The organism is Streptomyces sp. NPDC043726 (genome assembly GCF_056436565.1).
The window spans coordinates 131,235-149,335 of record NZ_JBWKCI010000007.1 but is presented as its reverse complement, the minus strand read 5'-3'; the positions used below and the strand labels follow the sequence as shown (position 1 = coordinate 149,335).

The 18,101-nt window shown below is 69.6% G+C and carries 19 protein-coding genes, 1 tRNA gene and 1 riboswitch; of the genes, 6 read left to right on the top strand and 14 right to left on the bottom strand.

The genetic code is table 11. The features are described from left to right. Positions 1-15: 15 nt before the first annotated feature. On the top strand, positions 16-1,062 hold the full coding sequence (locus AC068Z_RS21315) for an SRA domain-containing endonuclease (RefSeq protein ID WP_478557591.1): 1,047 nt from the start codon (positions 16-18) through the stop codon (positions 1,060-1,062). 109 nt (positions 1,063-1,171) lie between these two features. Here AC068Z_RS21315 and AC068Z_RS21310 read toward each other — a convergent pair whose 3' ends face one another. Continuing rightward, positions 1,172-1,669 carry a peptidylprolyl isomerase gene (locus tag AC068Z_RS21310; protein WP_478557588.1) on the bottom strand — a complete coding sequence of 166 codons (498 nt, stop codon included), beginning with the start codon at positions 1,667-1,669 and terminating at the stop codon, positions 1,172-1,174. A 58-nt stretch (positions 1,670-1,727) separates the two neighbouring features. Next, complete coding sequence (locus AC068Z_RS21305) at positions 1,728-2,552, bottom strand: alpha/beta fold hydrolase (RefSeq protein ID WP_478557585.1); 825 nt, start codon at positions 2,550-2,552, stop codon at positions 1,728-1,730. 146 nt (positions 2,553-2,698) lie between these two features. Here AC068Z_RS21305 and AC068Z_RS21300 point away from each other — a divergent pair, with 146 nt between their 5' ends. Beyond that, complete coding sequence (locus AC068Z_RS21300; protein WP_478557582.1) at positions 2,699-3,001, top strand: hypothetical protein; 303 nt, start codon at positions 2,699-2,701, stop codon at positions 2,999-3,001. Positions 3,002-3,063: 62 nt separating this feature from the next. On the opposite strand, the gene AC068Z_RS21295 is transcribed toward AC068Z_RS21300, so the two are convergent. The 4 genes from AC068Z_RS21295 to AC068Z_RS21280 form a co-directional block, all read right to left on the bottom strand. Then, positions 3,064-3,423, bottom strand: a complete 360-nt coding sequence (locus AC068Z_RS21295; RefSeq protein ID WP_478557579.1) for a VOC family protein — start codon at positions 3,421-3,423, stop codon at positions 3,064-3,066. Positions 3,424-3,609: 186 nt separating this feature from the next. Continuing rightward, entirely contained in the window at positions 3,610-4,083 is a 474-nt protein-coding gene (locus AC068Z_RS21290) for a carboxymuconolactone decarboxylase family protein (protein ID WP_478557576.1), read from the bottom strand. A 107-nt stretch (positions 4,084-4,190) separates the two neighbouring features. Beyond that, complete coding sequence (locus tag AC068Z_RS21285; protein ID WP_478557573.1) at positions 4,191-5,681, bottom strand: MFS transporter; 1,491 nt, start codon at positions 5,679-5,681, stop codon at positions 4,191-4,193. A gap of 125 nt (positions 5,682-5,806) precedes the next feature. Further along, positions 5,807-7,279 (bottom strand): DUF445 domain-containing protein, encoded by a 1,473-nt coding sequence (locus AC068Z_RS21280; protein WP_478557570.1) that lies wholly within the window; start codon positions 7,277-7,279, stop codon positions 5,807-5,809. Between the two features lie 187 nt (positions 7,280-7,466). Here AC068Z_RS21280 and AC068Z_RS21275 point away from each other — a divergent pair, with 187 nt between their 5' ends. Beyond that, on the top strand, positions 7,467-8,801 hold the full coding sequence (locus AC068Z_RS21275) for an SGNH/GDSL hydrolase family protein (RefSeq protein WP_478557567.1): 1,335 nt from the start codon (positions 7,467-7,469) through the stop codon (positions 8,799-8,801). 17 nt (positions 8,802-8,818) lie between these two features. On the opposite strand, the gene AC068Z_RS21270 is transcribed toward AC068Z_RS21275, so the two are convergent. The 4 genes from AC068Z_RS21270 to AC068Z_RS21255 all read right to left on the bottom strand — a co-directional run bounded on the left by AC068Z_RS21270 (position 8,819) and on the right by AC068Z_RS21255 (position 12,369). After that, on the bottom strand, positions 8,819-9,520 hold the full coding sequence (locus tag AC068Z_RS21270) for a DUF1707 SHOCT-like domain-containing protein (RefSeq protein WP_478557564.1): 702 nt from the start codon (positions 9,518-9,520) through the stop codon (positions 8,819-8,821). Between the two features lie 167 nt (positions 9,521-9,687). Next, positions 9,688-10,647: an ABC transporter ATP-binding protein gene (locus AC068Z_RS21265; protein WP_478557561.1), complete on the bottom strand. Its 960-nt coding sequence runs from the start codon at positions 10,645-10,647 to the stop codon at positions 9,688-9,690. A gap of 8 nt (positions 10,648-10,655) precedes the next feature. Next, on the bottom strand, positions 10,656-11,420 hold the full coding sequence (locus tag AC068Z_RS21260; RefSeq protein ID WP_478558598.1) for an ABC transporter permease: 765 nt from the start codon (positions 11,418-11,420) through the stop codon (positions 10,656-10,658). Between the two features lie 148 nt (positions 11,421-11,568). After that, a complete protein-coding gene (locus tag AC068Z_RS21255) occupies positions 11,569-12,369 on the bottom strand; it encodes an ABC transporter permease (protein ID WP_478557558.1) in 801 nt (266 codons plus the stop codon). Positions 12,370-12,573: 204 nt separating this feature from the next. On the opposite strand from AC068Z_RS21255, the gene AC068Z_RS21250 reads away from it, so the two are divergent. Next, positions 12,574-14,934, top strand: a complete 2,361-nt coding sequence (locus AC068Z_RS21250; RefSeq protein WP_478557555.1) for a transglycosylase domain-containing protein — start codon at positions 12,574-12,576, stop codon at positions 14,932-14,934. Positions 14,935-14,942: 8 nt separating this feature from the next. Here AC068Z_RS21250 and AC068Z_RS21245 read toward each other — a convergent pair whose 3' ends face one another. The 3 genes from AC068Z_RS21245 to AC068Z_RS21235 all read right to left on the bottom strand — a co-directional run bounded on the left by AC068Z_RS21245 (position 14,943) and on the right by AC068Z_RS21235 (position 16,143). Next, positions 14,943-15,263 (bottom strand): DMT family transporter, encoded by a 321-nt coding sequence (locus AC068Z_RS21245; protein WP_315888350.1) that lies wholly within the window; start codon positions 15,261-15,263, stop codon positions 14,943-14,945. A gap of 34 nt (positions 15,264-15,297) precedes the next feature. Beyond that, positions 15,298-15,359: riboswitch (guanidine-III (ykkC-III) riboswitch) on the bottom strand. A gap of 57 nt (positions 15,360-15,416) precedes the next feature. Beyond that, on the bottom strand, positions 15,417-15,770 hold the full coding sequence (locus AC068Z_RS21240) for a GroES family chaperonin (protein WP_250076311.1): 354 nt from the start codon (positions 15,768-15,770) through the stop codon (positions 15,417-15,419). 43 nt (positions 15,771-15,813) lie between these two features. Beyond that, the gene (locus tag AC068Z_RS21235) at positions 15,814-16,143 is read right to left on the bottom strand and encodes a DUF3618 domain-containing protein (protein WP_478557548.1); all 330 of its coding nucleotides are present in this window, start codon (positions 16,141-16,143) and stop codon (positions 15,814-15,816) included. Between the two features lie 93 nt (positions 16,144-16,236). On the opposite strand from AC068Z_RS21235, the gene bcp reads away from it, so the two are divergent. Both bcp and AC068Z_RS21225 read left to right on the top strand, forming a co-directional pair. Continuing rightward, on the top strand, positions 16,237-16,704 hold the full coding sequence (bcp, locus tag AC068Z_RS21230) for a thioredoxin-dependent thiol peroxidase (RefSeq protein ID WP_478557545.1): 468 nt from the start codon (positions 16,237-16,239) through the stop codon (positions 16,702-16,704). A 653-nt stretch (positions 16,705-17,357) separates the two neighbouring features. Then, positions 17,358-17,442, top strand: a tRNA-Leu gene (locus AC068Z_RS21225). 46 nt (positions 17,443-17,488) lie between these two features. On the opposite strand, the gene rdgB is transcribed toward AC068Z_RS21225, so the two are convergent. Next, entirely contained in the window at positions 17,489-18,091 is a 603-nt protein-coding gene (gene rdgB, locus AC068Z_RS21220; protein ID WP_478557542.1) for an RdgB/HAM1 family non-canonical purine NTP pyrophosphatase, read from the bottom strand. Positions 18,092-18,101 lie beyond the last annotated feature (10 nt).

Below are 18,101 nucleotides of genomic sequence, written 5' to 3'. Positions count from 1 at the left end.
CGCTAACCTCTTCGCATGACAACTCCCTCTCCCAGCATCGAGCCTGGCGAAATCCTCACCCGTAAGCAGATCCATCCCGTGCTCGGCGGTAGCGGGTACGCCGGCATTTGTCCAGCAGTGGAGAAACGCAACGTCCTCCTCTTCTCCGACAGTTCAACCGGTAAGCGCTACGGGTACCGCGACGGTTGGCTCGCCGAGGACGACGAGTTAGGTCCCGTATTCACGTACACCGGAACCGGAAAGCAGGGCCACCAGGTCTTCGAGGGCGGAAATACCGCCATACGAGATCACGCCAAGAAGGGACGTACCCTGCATCTGTTTGTCGCCGTAGGGAAGGTGCCAGGGAGCGACACGCGAACGCACAGATACATAGGTGAGTTTGCACTGGATGAACGCAAGCCATATGAAATGCGGGAAGCGAAGGATGAATCAGGCGAAGACCGCAACGTCATAGTCTTCCGGCTGCGCCCCATCGGCCGATACATCCGCGAGGATGCCGATACTCTGCCCGTAGCACCCGTTTCCCGGTCGCGATTTAACCTCACTGCTGGCCGCCTCACCCGAGCAGCGCGGCGTCAGGATCGCGAGCGCCGACGTCAAACTGCTGTCGATCAAGTAGCAGCAACCCGGGACGACCTGGCGGACGACTTTGAGGATCGTCAGGTCGCAGCGGGGCAAACGATGGGGCAACTGGACCTGTCGATGCGAAACTCAACCTCTCGGCTGATGCTCGAGCTCTACAACCCAACAACCAACACGGTGTTTGAGCCGACGGGTAGCGCGGCAATCGAGTCAATCAATCAAGCCTTCGCTCATCTTCTCTACGCACGGCGTTACTTGAATGAAATCCACCATGATCAGCCACTGCACCTCATGGTGCTCGCACCAGCGCGCCCGCGTGATGATCTCTGTGAGCTACTTGCTGAACACGGTATAGGCCTCGTATACCGCAACGACGCTGGCAACTTCTCTGAGTTCGGCCGAGAGGCCAACAACTCAAGCCTCGCGCCACAATTCTTCCGCTGTGTGGATTGTCCCCGACCCACACAACACGCACTTTGAGATCGTCGAAGCAGCATCTGCGACAAGCCTGGGCGGCCGTGCGATGGTCCGTACAGCCCCCGCGGTGGCCGGGGTGCCACAGACTCGCACCCCGGCCATCCGCCAAGCGTCAGAGCTGGCCCGACTCCGAGATCGTGATCTTGGCCGACGTGGTGCCGCTCTGGGAGCCCAGGGACTCGATCTTCTTGACGAGCGCCATGCTCGACTCGTCCGCGACCTCGCCGAAGACGACGTGCTTGCCGTTCAGCCAGGGCGTCACGATCGTCGTGATGAAGAACTGGGAGCCGTTGGTGTTCGGGCCCGCGTTGGCCATGGAGAGCAGGCCCGGGCGGTCGTGCTTGAGCTGGAAGTTCTCGTCGGCGAACTTCTCGCCGTAGATGCTCTTGCCGCCCGTGCCGTTGCCCGCGGTGAAGTCGCCGCCCTGGAGCATGAACTCCGGGATGACACGGTGGAAGGAGGAGCCGGCGTAGCCGAAGCCCTTCTCGCCCGTGGCCAGGGCACGGAAGTTCTCAGCCGTCTTCGGGACGACGTCGTCGAAGAGGTTGAAGGTGATGCGCCCCTCGGGCTTGTCGTTGATGGTGATGTCGAAATAGACCTTGGTCGTCATACCCCCCATCCTGCACCCTCCGGCCCGCCGCCACCGTCGCAGGGTGCAAAAGACGAGGTCACCGTGTCTCTCCGGCGGCCCTCCCGAGGTGCTCGGCCAGGAATTGCCGCACCTCCGCATGCACTCGCTCCGGCTGGTCCAGGTGTACGTCGTGGGCGGCGGCCGGGATCGTGCGCAGAACCGTCGTCGGACGCGTCGCCGTCATCTTCCGGGCCTCCTCCTCCGGCATCCAGCCGTGCTCGCCCCGGAGCAGCAGCGTGGGGGTCGTCATACCGCGCCACTCCTGCCAGTAGTCCCTCCTCGTCAGGTCCGTGATCATCGCCACCATCACGTCCCGGTCCACCCTCGGCCACCAGCCGTCCGCCCGTTCCTCCAGGCCCCTCGCCCATGCCTCGTGGCCCAGGAAGTCCGTGGCCGACTCCAAGGACTCGAACGGCTTCGGCCAGCTGTCCAGCCACCTGCCTATCTGCGCAGGCGTGTCCTCGGGGGTACGTTCCGGGCCCGCCTCGATCAGCACCAGCGCCGACACCAGGTCCGGGCGGGCCGCCGCCAGCAGCATCGCCGTATGGCCGCCCAGGGACTGGCCGATCACGGTCACGGAGTCCAGTGACAGGTGGTCGGTCAGGGCCTCCGCGTCCCCTGTGCACGCCTCCCTGGTCACCGTCGGCGGGCGGCGCGTGCTCGCGCCGTGGCCGCGGGCGTCGTACGTCACCACGCGGTGGCCCTCGGAGCGCAGGCGGGTCGTCAGGTCGTCCCACTCCCCCTGGTGGCCCGCGAGGCCGTGCAGGAGCAGGATCGCCGCCGGGGCGTCGTGCGGGCCATGGTCGCGGTACGCGATGCGCGTGCCGTCGGGGGTGGTGAAGTGCTGGTGCAACAGGGTCACGCCGGTGCTCTCCGCTTCTCTCCGGGGCTTGAGTGATCGTCGAGCCCGACGATTAGCCTCTTCCCATCAGGCACGCAAGCCGATCAGGCAGGCAAGCCCATCAGGCACCTAGGCCGATCAGGCAGGCAACCAGGAGGCAGGCAGACATGGCGAAGATTCCCAGCTCGGTCATCGCAGCGGGCGGGCTCGTCGGCGGGTACGGCGTGGCCCGGTGGACGAAGAAGCGTCCGCTGGGCGGGGCCGTGCTGGCCGCCGCCGGGGCGGCCGCGGCGCAGCAGTGGCGGCAGCGGGCGGGCGGACCGGCCGCGGGCGCGCTGACGGCCGCCTACGTCGCCGCCTTCGCCGGCTCGCACCCGCTGGCCAAGAAGGTCGGCGCCTGGCCGGCCGTGTTCGGCGTCGCCGGCGCCGTGGCGCTCGCCTCCTGGGCCGTGGCCGACCGCAACGCCTGACGCCGGGCGCTGACGCCTGACGCCGGCACCGAGCCCAGGGCTCAGCGCCCAGCACCCAGGGCTCAGCGCACGTGCGTCAGCACATTCACCACCCGCCCGTTCGGATCGCGGACGAAGAAGCGGCGTACGCCCCACTCCTCGTCCCGCAGCTCCCGTACGATCTCCGCGCCCGTGGCCAGGACCTGGGCGTACACGGTGTCCACGTCCTCGACCTCCACGCTGAGGTCGGGGACGACCGGGCCGGTGCGTTCCTCGGTGAAGAAGCTGATCTGGGCCGTGGGGTTGGCCGGTGAGGCCAGGGTCGCCACCCAGCCCATGTTCATGACCTCCTCGAAGCCGAGCAGGCCGTAGAAGGCGCGGTTCGTGTTCAGCGCCTCCGGTGAGCCGACCTCGATGTTGGGGACGATCCTGCGGACGGTCATCTACGGCCCTTCCGTTTCCCATGTCCCGTTACCGGGTGCGGTTTCTGTTGTCCCCACCCTTCCCCGCGTCTCCTCCCCGTGCTGACCCCACGACGACAGCGGCGTTCACGCGGGAGGCCCGTCCCACCCCGCCGCCGGGACCGGGTCCGGGGCAGGGCGGGGCGGCCGGTCGGGCGGCGGAGTGACTCAGCCGAACATGCCGGGCTGGTAGTCCCCCGCGGGCTGCTGGACCATGACGTTGAACCGGTTGTACGTGTTGATCAGCGCGATCATGGCGACCAGCGCCGCCAACTGCTCCTCGTCGTAGTGCTTGGCGGCGTTCTCCCAGACCGCGTCCGGCACGCCGCCCGCCGCGTCGGCGATGCGGGTGCCCTCCTCGGTCAGTTCCAGCGCGGCGCGCTCCGCCTCGGTGAAGACCTTGGCCTCGCGCCAGGCGGCGACCAGGTGGAGGCGCTGCGGGGTCTCCCCGGCCGCGGCGGCATCCTTGGTGTGCATGTCGGTGCAGAAACCGCAGCCGTTGATCTGGCTGGCGCGGATCTTCACCAGCTCCAGGGTGGCGTCCGGCACCGCCGAGTCCGACACCGCCTTGCCGGCGGAGTTGATGTGCCGGAAGACCTTGGCGAGGACGGGGTTCTCGAAGAGGTTGAGGCGGGCTTCCATGGCGGGCTCCTTGGCCGTCGTAGGTGCTTGCACCCCTATGACGGGACGGCCCGCACGCGTGTGACACGGTCGCATGTGACCTGAGTCACCCGGGAGTTGGGGCCCGCTCATGCCACCTTGTGCGAGGCCTTGGCGCCCACCGCCGACAGCGGCGTCGCGATGTCCTCCAGCGACCGCCGTTCCGCGCGCACCGCGAGGAACGCCGCAACCAGGCCCGCCGCGCACATCAGCCCGGCGCCGATCTGGAAGGCGAGCACGGTGTCCCCGACGACGCCCGACTCCGTGAGGTCCGCGAAGATCAGCGGGCCGCTGATGCCACCGGCGGCGGTGCCGAGGGCGTAGAAGAAGGCGATGGCCATCGCCCGGGTCTCCATCGGGAAGACCTCGGAGACGGTCAGGTACGCGCTGGAGGCGCCGGCCGAGGCGAAGAAGAGCACCGCGCACCAGCAGGCCGTCAGGGTCGACGCGCTCAGCGAGCCGCGGTCGAAGAGCCAGGCCGTGCCGAACAGCAGCACGCCGGAGAGCAGATAGGTCGAGCTGATCATGACGCGGCGGCCGACCGTGTCGAAGAGCTTGCCGAGCAGCAGCGGGCCGAGGAAGTTCCCGGCGGCGATGACGGCGAAGTAGTAGCCGGTGCGGCCGGGCGGGACGTCGTAGAAGGTCGTCAGGATTGCGCCGAAGCCGAAGGTGATGGCGTTGTAGAGGAACGCCTGGCCGATGAAGAGGGAGAGGCCGAGGGTGGCGCGGCGCGGGTACTGCCCGAAGACCGTGCGGGCGATCAGGCCGAAGCCGATGCTCTTGCGCTGCTGGATGGTGATCTCGCCGCTCGGGGGCGGCAGCGGCTCGCCCTTCTCCCGCTCGATCTCGCGCTCGACCTGCGTCACCAGTTCCTCGGCGTCCTCGCCCCGGCCGTGGATGAACTGCCAGCGTGGACTCTCCGGGACATGGCGGCGTACGAGCAGGATGACCAGGCCGAGGACGACACCGAGGGCGAAGCTCAGCCGCCAGCCGAGGTCCTTGGGGAAGATCGCGGTGTCCAGCATCACGATGGACAGCAGGGCGCCGCCGACCGCGCCGAGCCAGTAGCTGCCGTTGATGATCAGGTCGACGCGGCCCCGGTAGAGGGAGGGGATCAGCTCGTCGATCGCCGAGTTGATGGCCGCGTACTCGCCGCCGATGCCGAAGCCGGTGAGGAACCGGAAGAGGAAGAACCACCAGGACTCGAAGGACAGGGCGGTCATCGCGGTCGCCGCCAGGTACACGGCGAGCGTCACCATGAACAGCTTCTTGCGGCCGTAGCGGTCGGTGAGACGGCCGAAGAAGAGGGCGCCGACGCAGGCGCCGGCCACGTACAGCGCGGCGGCGAGGCCCGTGACCTGGGCGGAGGTGATGTCGAGGCCGCTGCCCTCCTCGGCGAGGCGGCCGGCGACATTGCCGACGATGGTGACTTCGAGGCCGTCCAGGATCCAGACGGTGCCCAGGCCGATCACGATCATCCAGTGCCAGCGCGACCACGGCAGCCGGTCCAGGCGGGCCGGTACGGCGGTGGTGACGGTACCGGTGGATCCCGGCACCGGCTCGGACGCTGCTGCTGTCATGGGCACGGCTCCCTCCGGACGAGCGGACCCCGTCCCGTGTGCCCCGCCCAGCAGGGGTTACGCCCCGAGCGCCCGCGACACCCTTCAAGGCTCACGCCCCGAGCGCCCGCGACACCCTTCAGGGCCTACGCCCCGAGCGCCCGCGACACCGTGTAGATCAGCAGTCCGGCCAGCGAGCCGACGACCGTGCCGTTGATCCGGATGAACTGCAGGTCTCGGCCGATGTGCGCCTCGATCTTCCGGGTCGTGTGCTCGGCGTCCCAGCCCGCCACGGTGTCCGTGATCAGGGAGGTGATCTCCTTGCGGTAGGTCGTGACGACGTACACCGCCGCGCCCTCCACCCAGCTGTCGACCTTGCTCTGGAGCTTGGGCTCCACGGCCATCCGCGCGCCCAGCGACAGCAGCGAGGCCCGCAGCCGCAACCGCAGCTCGCTGCGCTCGTCCTCGGCCGCCGAGACGATCATGGAGCGTACGGCGGTCCAGGCGGAGGCGATCAGGTCCTGGACCTCGCCGCGGCCGAGCACCTCGCCCTTGAGCCGCTCGACGCGCGCCCGGGTGTCGGTGTCGGACTGGAGGTCGGAGGCGAAGTCGGTGAGGAAGCGGTCGAGGGCGCCACGGGCCGGGTGGGAGGGCATGTCGCGCATCTCGGTGACGAAGCGCAGCAGTTCCTTGTAGACGCGCTCACCGACCCGCTTGTCCACGAAGCGCGGGGTCCAGCCGGGCGCGCCGCCCTGGACGGCGTCCATGACCTGCTCGTCGTGCAGGACCAGCCAGTCGTGCGCCCGGGAGACGACGAGGTCGACGACCCGCTTGTGGCCGCCGTCGGCCACCACCTTCTCCAGCATCTTGCCGATGCCGGGCCCGATCTCCTGTGCGTCGGCCCGCCGGGTGATCGCCTCGCCGACGACCGCCTGCACGTCCTGGTCCCGCAGCACGGTCAGCGCGCCGCGCAGCGCGGCCGACAGCTCGGCGGTGACCCGGTCGGCGTGCTCGGGGTCGGCGAGCCAGGCGCCGAGCCGGCTGCCGATGCCGACGGTGCGCAGCCGCTGCCGTACGACGGCCTCGGAGAGGAAGTTCTCGCCGACGAACTCGCCCAGGGAGACGCCCAGCTGGTCCTTCTTGGTCGGGATGATCGCGGTGTGCGGGATGGGGATGCCTAGGGGGTGGCGGAAGAGGGCGGTGACGGCGAACCAGTCGGCCAGCGCGCCGACCATGCCGGCCTCGGCCGCCGCCGCGACATAGCCGGCCCAGGCGCCGGCGCCCTCGTTCGACGCCCACTTGGCGAGGACGTAGATCAGCGCCACGAAGAGCAGCAGGCCGGTCGCGGTGAGCTTCATCCGGCGTACGCCGCGCTGTTTTTCCTCGTCGGCGGCGCTGAAGGTGGTCATCGCGCGGACGGCGGAGGCGGGGACGCCCTTGCCCAGCCCTCCGGTGCCCGTCCCTCCGGCGGGATCCAGTGGTGCTCCGGCAGGGTTGGACCGGGCCCCGGCAGGGTTCGCCGGAGTGCCCCGCCGGGCATGCTGCCCTACGTCCGCCTCTTCCGTTTCGCCTGTTTTCGATCGTTCCATCCGCTCCACCCGTTCACACTCCCCGTACATATTGTCCCTTCCTGACCGACTCCTGGAACGAAACGAGAGTTCCCGGCGTCTGTCCGGTGGGGGGAGCACCATGGGGAACTCCACGGCCCAATGGGGGGTCTGTTCAGGCCCTCCCTGCCTCATGACGCATCATGAGGTGATCACATCGGAGCCTCGGGCTCCCATTGCCCGAGGAGACACGCACCGCATGACCAGGCGTCACGGTTATGCCCTGCTTTCCGCCATCGTCGCCCTGATCGTGGGCCTGTCCGCGGCGATCTACGTAGGAGTCGCCGCCGACGACGGCAGCGGCCAGGAGTCCACCCTGGCCAGCGGGAACACCCCGCGCAACCCCGCCGCACCGGTCTCCACCGGCACCTGGGTCGGCACCTGGTCGACCTCGCCGGCCGCCGCCGAGCCGGGCACCGAGACGGAAGGGCTGGCGGGACGCTCGGTCCGCAACGTCGTCCACACCAGCGTCGGTGGTACGAGTGCCCGCATCACGCTTTCCAATCTCTACGGCACGTCCCCGCTGACGATCACGCACACCTCGATCGCCGTGGCGGCGGGCAGCGACACCGCGGCGGCCGTGACGCAAACGATGCGCCGGCTGACCTTCGGGGGCAACACGACGGTCGTGATCCCGCCCGGCGGGCAGGTCATGAGCGACGCGGTCCGCGTCGGCGTCCCGGCGAACGCGGACGTGCTGGTCACGACGTACTCCCCGACCCGCTCCGGCCCGGTCACCTACCACCCGCACGCCCGTCAGGCCTCCTACGTCGCCCAGGGCGACCGCACCGAGGACGTGACCGGGGCGGCGTTCACGGAGGAGGTGGGGTACTGGCGCTATCTGACGGCGCTGGACGTGCTGAGCAAGGACTCGGACGGCACGGTGGTCGTCCTGGGCGACTCGCTGACCGACGGGATCACCTCCACGTCGGGGGCCAACCGCCGCTGGACGGACGTGCTGTCGCAGCGGCTGCGCACGGCGGTCGCGGCCGGGGAGAGGCTGCCGCGCTACAGCGTGGTGAACCAGGGGATCAGCGGCAACCAGATCCTGGTCGGAGGGCTCGGGCGGCCGGCGGACAACCCGAGCGGCCTGGACCGCTTCGGCCGGGACGTCCTGAACCGCACGAACGTCAAGGTCGTGGTCATCGCCCTGGGCGTCAACGACATCCTCCGCAACCCGCAGGTGGCGGACCCGGAGCGCATCCTGGAGGGCCTGCGCGTCATGGTCCGCCAGGCGCACGCGCGGGGCCTGAAGGTGATCGGCGCGACGCTGATGCCGTTCCAGGGACACCGCGGCTATACGGCGGAACGCGAGGCGGTGCGCCAGCGGATCAACGCGGAGATCCGCTCCGGCGGGGTCTTCGACGGCGTCGCCGACTTCGACGAGGCCCTGCGGGACCCGTACAACCCCCGCAAACTTCGCGCCGACTACGACTCGGGCGACCACCTGCACCCCAGCGACCGGGGCTACGAGCAGATGGCGGAGTCCTTCGACCTGAAGACCCTGAAGGGCTCGGCGCCGGCAGAGCTGTGACCGGCCGACCGGCCCCGTCAGTCCTCCTCGTCCCCCCGCCGCTCGTGCAGCGCATGGCGCGACGCCTTGCGCTGCAGTTTCTCCTGGCGGCGTTCCTCGCGGAGTCGTTGGCGTTCCGCCTTGGTGACCTTGCGTTCCACGCCCACGCCGCCCCAGAAGGCGAAGCCGGTGATGATCACGCGGGGGGCGTCGGGGTCGCCGGGGACGCCGTCCTCGGACTGGTCGAAGCCGCCCATGATGCCGATCCCGCGGGTCGCCACCTCGACGCCGGGCGGCACGATCACGTTCAGGCCGCCCATGATCGCCACGCAGTTGATCACGATCTCGCGGTCCGCGAAGTTCGCCTCGCGCAGGTCGATCTCCCCGCCGCCCCAGAAGGCGAAGCAGTTGAAGCGGCGCGGGGCGGTCCAGCGGCCCTTGCGCTCGAAGCCGGACATCACCGCGATCCCTAGCGTGGAGGAGCCCTCGCCGCCCGTGATGCGGCTCGCCCAAGCGCCGTTCCCCTCAGGGCCCTTGACCAGGTTCACGGAGCCCGCCACCGGCAGGTCGCGGGTGAGCGGGGTCAGCTCCCCGTACGTCCGGGCCTGGTAGGCCGCGTCCAGCCGTTCCCCGAACTCCTCCATGTCGAGCCGCCCCTCGGCGAGGGCTTCCCGCAGGATGTCGGCGACCCGCTCACGGTCGGCGTCGGATGCTCGAAGCTCAGGGAGTTCTTCGGTCATGCGTTCAGCCTACGAGTTCCAGAGGCCCGGCACTATGCGGTCGCCGCGTCCGCGCCGGGTCGTCGACGGCCCTGCTGCGCCGTCGCCTTGCCCGTGCGGTCCACGGCCCCCGCACCACGCCGTTTTCCTGCCCGCGCGGTCCACCGCCCCCTCAGAACACCTCCGCACTACGCCCTCGCCCTGTCCGCGTACATCCGCGCGATCACCGCCTCGATGTCCGGCTCGCGGACCGAGAGGTCGACCAGGGGGTACTCCGCCGCGATCCTGGCCACGAGGCCCGCCGCCGACTCCCCCGCCGGGAACGCCAGCCACTGCCTCGGCCCCTCCACCTTCACCACCCTCGCCGACGGGCCCGCCTCGATCGGCGGCAGCTCCCGTTCCAGGTCCACCACCAGGGTGCGCTCGCCGCCGCCCGCCTCGTGCAGGCCGGTGAGCGGGCCGTCGTAGACCATCCGCCCGTGGTCGATGACCATCACCCGGGAGCAGAGCTGCTCGATGTCCTGGAGGTCGTGCGTGGTCAGCAGCACCGTCGTCCCCCGGTCGGTGTTCAACTCCCGCAGGAACTCACGGACCTTGGCCTTCGAGATCACGTCCAGGCCGATCGTCGGCTCGTCCAGGTACAGCACCTCCGGGTCGTGCAGCAGCGCCGCCGCGATGTCCCCGCGCATCCGCTGGCCCAGGGAGAGTTGCCGTACCGGGACCTCCAACAGGCCCTCCAGCTGCAGCAACTGCACACACCGGTCCAGGTTCTCCCGGTAACGGGCCGCCGGGATCCGGTACATGCGGTGCGCCAGCCGGTAGGAGTCGATGAGCGGCAGGTCCCACCACAGCGTGGTGCGCTGGCCGAAGACCACGCCGATCCGGTGCGCGAGGCGCTTGCGCTCCCGCGAGGGATCGATCCCCGCGACCCGCAGCCGCCCTCCGCTCGGCGTCAGAATCCCGGTCAGCATCTTGATCGTCGTCGACTTGCCGGCGCCGTTCGGACCGATGTAGCCGACCATCTCGCCCCGCGCCACCGTGAAGGAGATCGAGTCGACCGCCCGCACCCGCCGCCGCTCCCGCTTCAGGAACCCCGTCTTCCTGCGCACGTCGAAGACCTTCTCGACGCCGTCCAGTTCGATGAACACCTCGCTCCTCAGCTCCCCGTACTCCGATACGACCGCAGCCCCGCCCGCCAGGCGAGCCCCGCGAGGCCGCAGAACCCCGCCGCGACCACCGGCGGCGCGAAGGCGGCCCACTCCGGCAGGTCCAGCGGATAGGGCCGCCCCAACACATAGGCCGCCGGTACCCAGTTGACGAAGGCGAGCGGCAGCACGAAGGTCACCCCGCGCAGCAGCTCCGTCCCGAACACGGTCGGCGGATACTGCAGCAGCGTGCCGCCGCCGTAGGTGAACGCGTTCTGCACCTCGGCCGCGTCCTGCGCCACGAACTGGAAGGCCGACCCCGCCACGAACACCGAGCCGAAGATCACCGCGCCGCTCGCCACCATCACCGGCACCAGCAGCACCTTCGCCACCGTCCAGTCGACGTCCACCGCGAACAGTGCCCAGCCCAGCACCGCCGTGCTCTGGGCGACCCGGCCCAGGCGGCGCAGCGGGAAGCGGTCGGCGCCCACCTGGGCAAGCACCGGCGCGGGCCGTACCAGCAGCGTGTCGAAGGAGCCGTCGCGGATCCGGGCGCCGAGCCCCTCCACCGAGCCGAGCAGCAGGTCGGCGAGGCCGAAAGCGGTGCCGCACAGCCCGTACAACAGGGCGACCTCGGGCAGGGTCCAGCCGCCGAGCGAGTCGACCTGCGAGAACATCAGCAGGATCGCGACGAAGTCCATCGCGGTGATCAGCAGATTGCCGATCACCGTGAGCACGAAGGACGTGCGGTAGGTCATCGACGCCCTGATCCACATCCCGGCGATCAGCCCGTACGCCCGCACGCCCTCGGTCAGCCGGGAGCCCGCGAACGGCGAGTGGCCCTCAGACGGCCCGGAGCCCCCGGTCAGCCGCGAGCCCCCGGTCAGCCGCGAGTCCCCGGTCGGCCCGGAGCCCGCGAAAGGATCAGCCACCCTGGACCACCACCCGCCGTGTCGCCACCGTCTGCAGGAGCCGCCCGGCCGCCAGCAGCACCACCGCCCAGGCCGCCTGGAAGGCGTACGCGTCCCAGGGCGAGACCTCCCCCATCAGCACGTCCGCCGGCATCTGGAGCTGCGCCGCCCACGGCAGCGTCTGGACGATGTCCCCGAGCGGGTCGGGGAAGGCGTTCAGCGGAAGGGTCATGCCGGAGCAGAAGACGCCCGTGATCATCAGGGTCTGGCTGATGCCCCGGTCGTCCATCAGCCAGAACATCGTCAGCGCGGCGAGGTAGCGGATCCCGAAGCTGACCACCATCGCCAGCCCGATCGCGACCAGGAAGGAGAACCAGACCGCCGTCTCCGTCGGCAGCGCCATCGGGAAGAACAGCGCGCCGAACGCGAAGGGGATCACCCCGCGGCCCAGCAGCTGGAACACCGACCGGCCCAAGTCGCTCGCCAGCCACCACAGTTGGAGGTCGGCGGGGCGGTACAGATCGACCGCGATCTCCCCGGTGCGGATGCGGGCCATCAGGTCCCTCTCGGCGCCGCCGCCCTGGATCGCGAGCGTCGAGAACAGGGCCTGACCGAGCCACGCGTAGGTGACGGCCTGTGTCTGGTCGTACCCCCCGAGGTGTGGTCTCTCGTCCCACAGCGCGAGGTAGGTGTAGACGAGAATCACACCGAAAACGGTGTTGGTGAACACTCCGGCGGCGGTCGCCGCCCGATAGGTCGCGTACCGTCGGAATCCCCCCGCCGCGACGGCCGCGTACAACCGTGCGGAGCCCACCGCCACCACCCTCCCCGGCCAGCCGGACACCGAAGCGCCGGAGCCTAGTACGCAGGTGGTGACGCACGCCACGCATTTTCCGTTGCCGATGCGTGCCGTGATCCGGGAACGGAACGCATGGTGCGAGAGTCTTCAACAGGGGGCGCAGAACGCGTACGAGGTCGTACGGGAACGTACGACGCGAAACAGGAGTCCTGGCACTAGATGAGCGACGAGCCGCAGCCGCAGGCACAGCCGACCGAGAAGCCCAAGCGGCCGAGGCGCACCGGCTGGCGCCGGCTGATCCCTACCTGGCGGATGGTGCTCGGCACCTTCGTGGTCGGCGTGCTGCTCCTGGTCGGGCTGTTCTTCCTCGGCTACTCGATGGTCAAGATCCCGCCGGCCAACGCGCTCGCGACCAAGCAGAGCAATGTCTTCCTGTACGCCGACGGCAGCCAGCTCGCCCGCGACGGCGAGGTCAACCGGGAGAACGTCACCCTCGCGCAGATCTCCAAGCCCGCCCGGTACGCCGTACTGGCCGCCGAGGACCGCGACTTCTACAGCGAGTCCGCCATCGACCCCAAGGCGATGCTGCGCGCCGGCTGGAACACCGCCACCGGCAAGGGCAAGCAGTCCGGCTCCACGATCACCCAGCAGTACGTGAAGAACTACTACCTCGCGCAGGAGCAGACGGTCACGCGCAAGGTGAAGGAGTTCTTCATCTCGATCAAGCTGGACCGCACGGAGTCCAAGGACCAGATCCTCGAGGGCTACCTCAACACCAGCTACTTCGGCCGCAACGCGTACGGCATCCAGGCCGCGGCCCAGGCCTACTACGGCATCGACGCCACCGACCTCAGCGCCGCCCAGGGCGCCTACCTCGCCGCCCTGCTCAACGCGCCCAGCGAGTACGACGTCGTCGCCCACCCGGAGAACAAGGCCGCGGCGCAGGCCCGTTGGAACTACGTGCTGGACGGCATGGTCAAGGAGGGCTGGCTGAGCCAGTCCAAGCGGGCGGGCCTGAAGTTCCCGATGCCGAAGGAGCAGACCGTCTCCACCAACCTGTCCGGGCAGCGCGGTTACGTCGTCCAGATCGTCAAGGACTACCTCGTCGCGAACAAGATCGTGGACAAGGAGCAGCTGGAGGCGGGCGGTTACCGCATCACCACCACGCTGCAGAAGGACAAGCAGGACGCCTTCGTCGACGCCGTCAACGACAAGCTGATGGATCAGCTCGACCCGAAGGCCCGCAAGGTCGACTCCTACGTCCGCGCGGGCGGCGCCGCCATCGACCCCAAGACCGGCAAGGTCGTGGCGATGTACAACGGCATCGACTACGTGAAGCAGTACACGCCCAACGCCGCGCGCCGCGACTTCCAGGTCGGCTCCACCTTCAAGCCGTTCGTCTTCACCTCGGCCGTCGAGAACGACTCCACCACCCAGGACGGCCGCCCGATCACCCCCAACACGATCTACGACGGCACCAACGAGCGCCCGGTGCAGGGCTGGACCGGCGAGACCTACGCCCCGGAGAACGAGGACTACGTCGACTACGGCGACATCACCGTCCGCCAGGCCACCGACAAGTCGGTGAACTCGGTGTACGCGCAGATGGCGGTGGACGTCGGCCCCGAGAAGATCGAGCAGACCGCGATCGACCTGGGCCTGCCCGCCGGCACCCCGGACCTGGAGCCGTACCCGTCGATCTCGCTCGGCGTCGCCACGGCCAGCGTGCTGGACATGGCGGAGGCGTACGCGACGCTCGCGAACCACGGCAAGCACGGCACGTACACGATGATCGAGCGGATCACCAAGGACGGCCAGGACGTCATCGACCTGCCCAAGCGCAAGACCTCCCAGGTCGTCAGCCGGGCGGCCGCCGACACCACGACCTCCGTCCTGCAGAGCGTGGTCGAGAACGGCACCGCCACCGCCGCGCAGGCCGCGGGCCGTCCGGCGGCCGGCAAGACGGGCACAGCGGAGAAGGACCAGGCCGCCTGGTTCGCGGGCTACACCCCCGACCTCGCCACCGTCGTCGCCGTGATGGGCCAGGACCCGGTCACGGCCGAGCACAAGTCGCTGTACGGCGTGATGGGCCTGCCGCGGATCAACGGCGGCGGGGCGCCAGCGGAGATCTGGGCGCAGTTCACCGAGGACGCCCTGAAGGGCGAGCCGGTCACCGACTTCGACCTCGAACTCCAGGAGGGCGCCGACGTCATCCAGGCGCCGCCCGCCGATCCGTCCGCGGACCCCGGCACCGAGGAGCCGGACGACGGCGGTACGCCCACCGGCGGCGAGGACACCGGCGGTCAGACCCCGGGCGGTCCCGAGGGCCAGACCCAGGGCCAGACGGGCGGCACCACCACGGACGGCTCCACCACGACCGGCGGCACGGACGGCGGTACGACGACCGGCGGCACCGAGGGGGGCACCACCGACGGCTCCACGACCGGCGGCGACACGGCCACCGGCGGTACGGCGGACGGCGGGACCACCGGTGACACCAGCACGGGCGGCGGGACGACGGAGGGCACGACGGGGGACGGCACGACGGTGGGCCCACTGTCGTGGACCCGCCGGGAGTGAGTCCGTGATCAGTGCCCGCTGGTCGCCTTGAGCCCCACCACGGCGACCAGCAGCAGGCAGACGAAGAAGATCCGGGCGGCGGTCGCCGGCTCACCCAGCGCCACCATGCCGACCACCGCCGCACCGGCCGCGCCGATACCGACCCACACGCCGTAGGCGGTGCCGATGGGCAGGGAACGGGCGGCGTACGACAGCAGCAGCATGCTGGCGACGATTCCGGCGCCGGTGAACAGGCTGGGCACCAGACGGGTGAAACCGTCGGTGTACTTCATCCCGATCGACCAGCCGACCTCGAGCAGACCGGCGACGACGAGCAGAACCCAGGCCATGGGGAGCACCTCCGAGAGACGAAAAGCGAACGGCGGTGCGTCGTCTTTTCCTTCACCCGGTACGGCGCGTCTCGTCGGGGTCTCCTCCAAGCTAGCAAAGGAACGACGAAAGGGGCTGGTGACAACGGTCACCAGCCCCTTTCCGCCGTGCTTCTACAGGTACAGGCCGGTCGAGTCCTCGGAGCCCTCGAACCGGTCGGCGGCCACGGCGTGCAGATCGCGCTCGCGCATCAGCACATAGGCGATCCCGCGCACCTCCACCTCGGCGCGGTCCTCCGGGTCGAACAGGACCCGGTCACCGGGCTCCACCGTCCGTACGTTCTGCCCCACCGCGACGACCTCGGCCCAGGCCAGCCGGCGGCCGACCGCCGCGGTGGCCGGAATCAGGATCCCGCCACCGGAACGCCGCTCGCCCTCGCTCGTGTCCTGCCGCACGAGGACACGGTCGTGCAGCATGCGGATGGGCAGCTTGTCGTCATGGGGGGTGTCGTTTCTGTTGGCGCTCACGCCTCGAACCTACCTGCCTTCGCCGCGTCCGTACGCCGCCGGGTCAGCGCCTGCGACGCCGGGTGCCGACGGCGAAGAGGCCGACGACGCCGACGACGAGCAGCGCGACCGGCACGACGCGCTCCAGCCGGGGCGCGCCGTCCTCGTCGACGAACTGCGCCTTGACATCACTGACCACCCGGTTGGCCTGGACGTAGGCGCGTCCGAGCGTGTGGTCGATGTTGGAGACGACCTTGGCCTTCGCGTCCCCGACGATGGTCTTCGGGTGGACCCGAACCCCGATCTCGTCGAGCGTCTCGGCCAGCAGCTCGCGGCGGGTCCTGATGTCCGCCTCGATCTGCGCCGGGGTTCTGGTGTCCGACGTTTCCGCCACCGTTCGGCCTCCGAAGTCCGCTGATACTGTTCCGGACAGTCTGTCAGCTCTCCGCGCCGCCGCACTGTCAGGACCCCCGGTTACGCTAGCGAGATGAGCGAGCGACTCCAGCCCGGGGACGTGGCCCCCGCCTTCACCCTCCCGGACGCCGACGGCAAGCCGGTCTCCCTGTCGGACCACAAGGGCCGAAAGGTGATCGTCTACTTCTACCCGGCGGCCCTGACCCCCGGCTGCACCAAGCAGGCCTGCGACTTCACCGACAACCTGGACCTCCTGGCCGGCGCGGGCTACGACGTGATCGGCATCTCCCCGGACAGCCCCGAGAAGCTGGCGAAGTTCCGGGACAAGGAGTCCCTGCGGGTCAAGCTCCTGGCCGACCCGGAGAAGACGGTCACCGAGGCCTACGCCGCCTACGGCGAGAAGAAGAACTACGGCAAGACCTACATGGGCGTCATCCGCTCCACGATCGTCGTGGACGAGAACGGCAAGGTCGAACGGGCCCTGTACAACGTCCGAGCGACGGGCCACGTAGCCAAGATCATCAAGGATCTGGGCATCTGACCGGCCCTCACTCCCCCCAACGGCTCGTACCGAGATCACCCGGTACGAGCCGTTCCGCATTCCGTCCGTGACGGTCCGATAATCGGTTCGCTACTCCGTACGAGGCCACGAACGGGTGGCCGAGAACGGAGGGGGACGCCGAGGCCCGCAACTGGACAGACCTCATGCGACGGCTTGAGCTCCGGCCGAGCGGCGGGCAACGACGTGTGCTCCAGGAGAAGGTCGTCGCGTACGGGCTCGACACGAGCCACTTCGCCCAGCGCAGCCCATGGCGCGAGTACCCTGACGCCGCCATCGCCGAGGCAGCCGCTTCGTCCGCCTCGCTCCGCGAGCCGCTCGCGCGCGACGCTGAGCCGCATGCTGCGCGACCAGCACGTCGACACCCAGCGCCGACGTGATGCGCGGGCTGCCCTGGAGGTCAACGACACCAATCACCGACGCGTGCGGCGCGCGGCAACTCGGCTCCAGCTTCACCGAGCCCTCGCCGAGATCGGCTGCGCGACAACCGCCGGGAGAATCCGCGGCATCTGTGCCCCAACTGTCATGCACTGACGGACACATGGTGCCGTCAGAAGGTGAGGGCGCCCGTCGTCGCTCAGCAGGCTCGCCCCGTACACTGGTCGCCACCGGAAAGGCGTGATGTCCGGTTTGGGGCGGTCGTGGCGAAATAGGCGATACGCGCGGGCTTTAGGTGCCCGTGGGAGAAATCCCGTGTGGGTTCGAGTCCCACCGACCGCACGTGTGCAGAGGGGCCGTCCGAAGCGGGCGGCCCCTCTGCCGTATCTCAACCCAACAGCTCCCGCACGACGGGCACCAACGCCCGGAACGCCTTCCCCCGGTGGCTGATCGCGTTCTTCTCGGCCGGGGTCAGCTCCGCGCACGTGCGGGTGTCGCCCTCCGGCTGGAGGATCGGGTCGTAGCCGAAGCCGTTGGTGCCCGATGGGGTTCGGCGGAGCAGGCCCCGCAACTGGCCCTCGACCACGCGTTCCGTGCCGTCCGGCAGTGCCAGGGCCGCCGCGCAGGCGAAGTGGGCGGCGCGGTGTTCGTCGGCGATGTCCGAGAGCTGGGCCAGGAGCAGGTTCAGGTTGGCCTGGTCGTCGCCGTGGCGGCCTGCCCAGCGGGCCGAGAAGATGCCGGGGGCGCCGTTCAGGACGTCCACGCACAGGCCCGAGTCGTCGGCCACGGCGGGCAGTCCCGTGGCCTGGGCCAGGGCATGGGCCTTGAGGAGGGCGTTCTCGGCGAACGTCACTCCGGTTTCCTTGACGTCGGGGATGTCCGGGTAGGCCTCCGCGCCGACGAGGTCATGGGGCAGACCTGCGTCGGCGAGGATGGCCTTCAGCTCGGTGATCTTTCCGGCGTTGCGTGTGGCGAGGATCAGGCGGGTCATGCCCCCAGTA

Coding starts and splice junctions, on each gene's coding strand:
- AC068Z_RS21260 (WP_478558598.1), bottom strand. CDS start 11,420: ATGTGGATCAGGGCGTCGATGACCTACCGCACGTCCTTCGTGCTCACG.
- AC068Z_RS21245 (WP_315888350.1), bottom strand. CDS start 15,263: ATGGCCTGGGTTCTGCTCGTCGTCGCCGGTCTGCTCGAGGTCGGCTGG.
- rdgB (WP_478557542.1), bottom strand. CDS start 18,091: ATGACCCGCCTGATCCTCGCCACACGCAACGCCGGAAAGATCACCGAG.
- AC068Z_RS21300 (WP_478557582.1), top strand. CDS start 2,699: ATGGCGAAGATTCCCAGCTCGGTCATCGCAGCGGGCGGGCTCGTCGGC.
- AC068Z_RS21290 (WP_478557576.1), bottom strand. CDS start 4,083: ATGGAAGCCCGCCTCAACCTCTTCGAGAACCCCGTCCTCGCCAAGGTC.
- AC068Z_RS21315 (WP_478557591.1), top strand. CDS start 16: ATGACAACTCCCTCTCCCAGCATCGAGCCTGGCGAAATCCTCACCCGT.
- AC068Z_RS21270 (WP_478557564.1), bottom strand. CDS start 9,520: ATGACCGAAGAACTCCCTGAGCTTCGAGCATCCGACGCCGACCGTGAG.
- AC068Z_RS21295 (WP_478557579.1), bottom strand. CDS start 3,423: ATGACCGTCCGCAGGATCGTCCCCAACATCGAGGTCGGCTCACCGGAG.
- AC068Z_RS21250 (WP_478557555.1), top strand. CDS start 12,574: ATGAGCGACGAGCCGCAGCCGCAGGCACAGCCGACCGAGAAGCCCAAG.
- AC068Z_RS21275 (WP_478557567.1), top strand. CDS start 7,467: ATGACCAGGCGTCACGGTTATGCCCTGCTTTCCGCCATCGTCGCCCTG.
- AC068Z_RS21285 (WP_478557573.1), bottom strand. CDS start 5,681: ATGACAGCAGCAGCGTCCGAGCCGGTGCCGGGATCCACCGGTACCGTC.
- bcp (WP_478557545.1), top strand. CDS start 16,237: ATGAGCGAGCGACTCCAGCCCGGGGACGTGGCCCCCGCCTTCACCCTC.
- AC068Z_RS21280 (WP_478557570.1), bottom strand. CDS start 7,279: ATGTACGGGGAGTGTGAACGGGTGGAGCGGATGGAACGATCGAAAACA.
- AC068Z_RS21310 (WP_478557588.1), bottom strand. CDS start 1,669: ATGACGACCAAGGTCTATTTCGACATCACCATCAACGACAAGCCCGAG.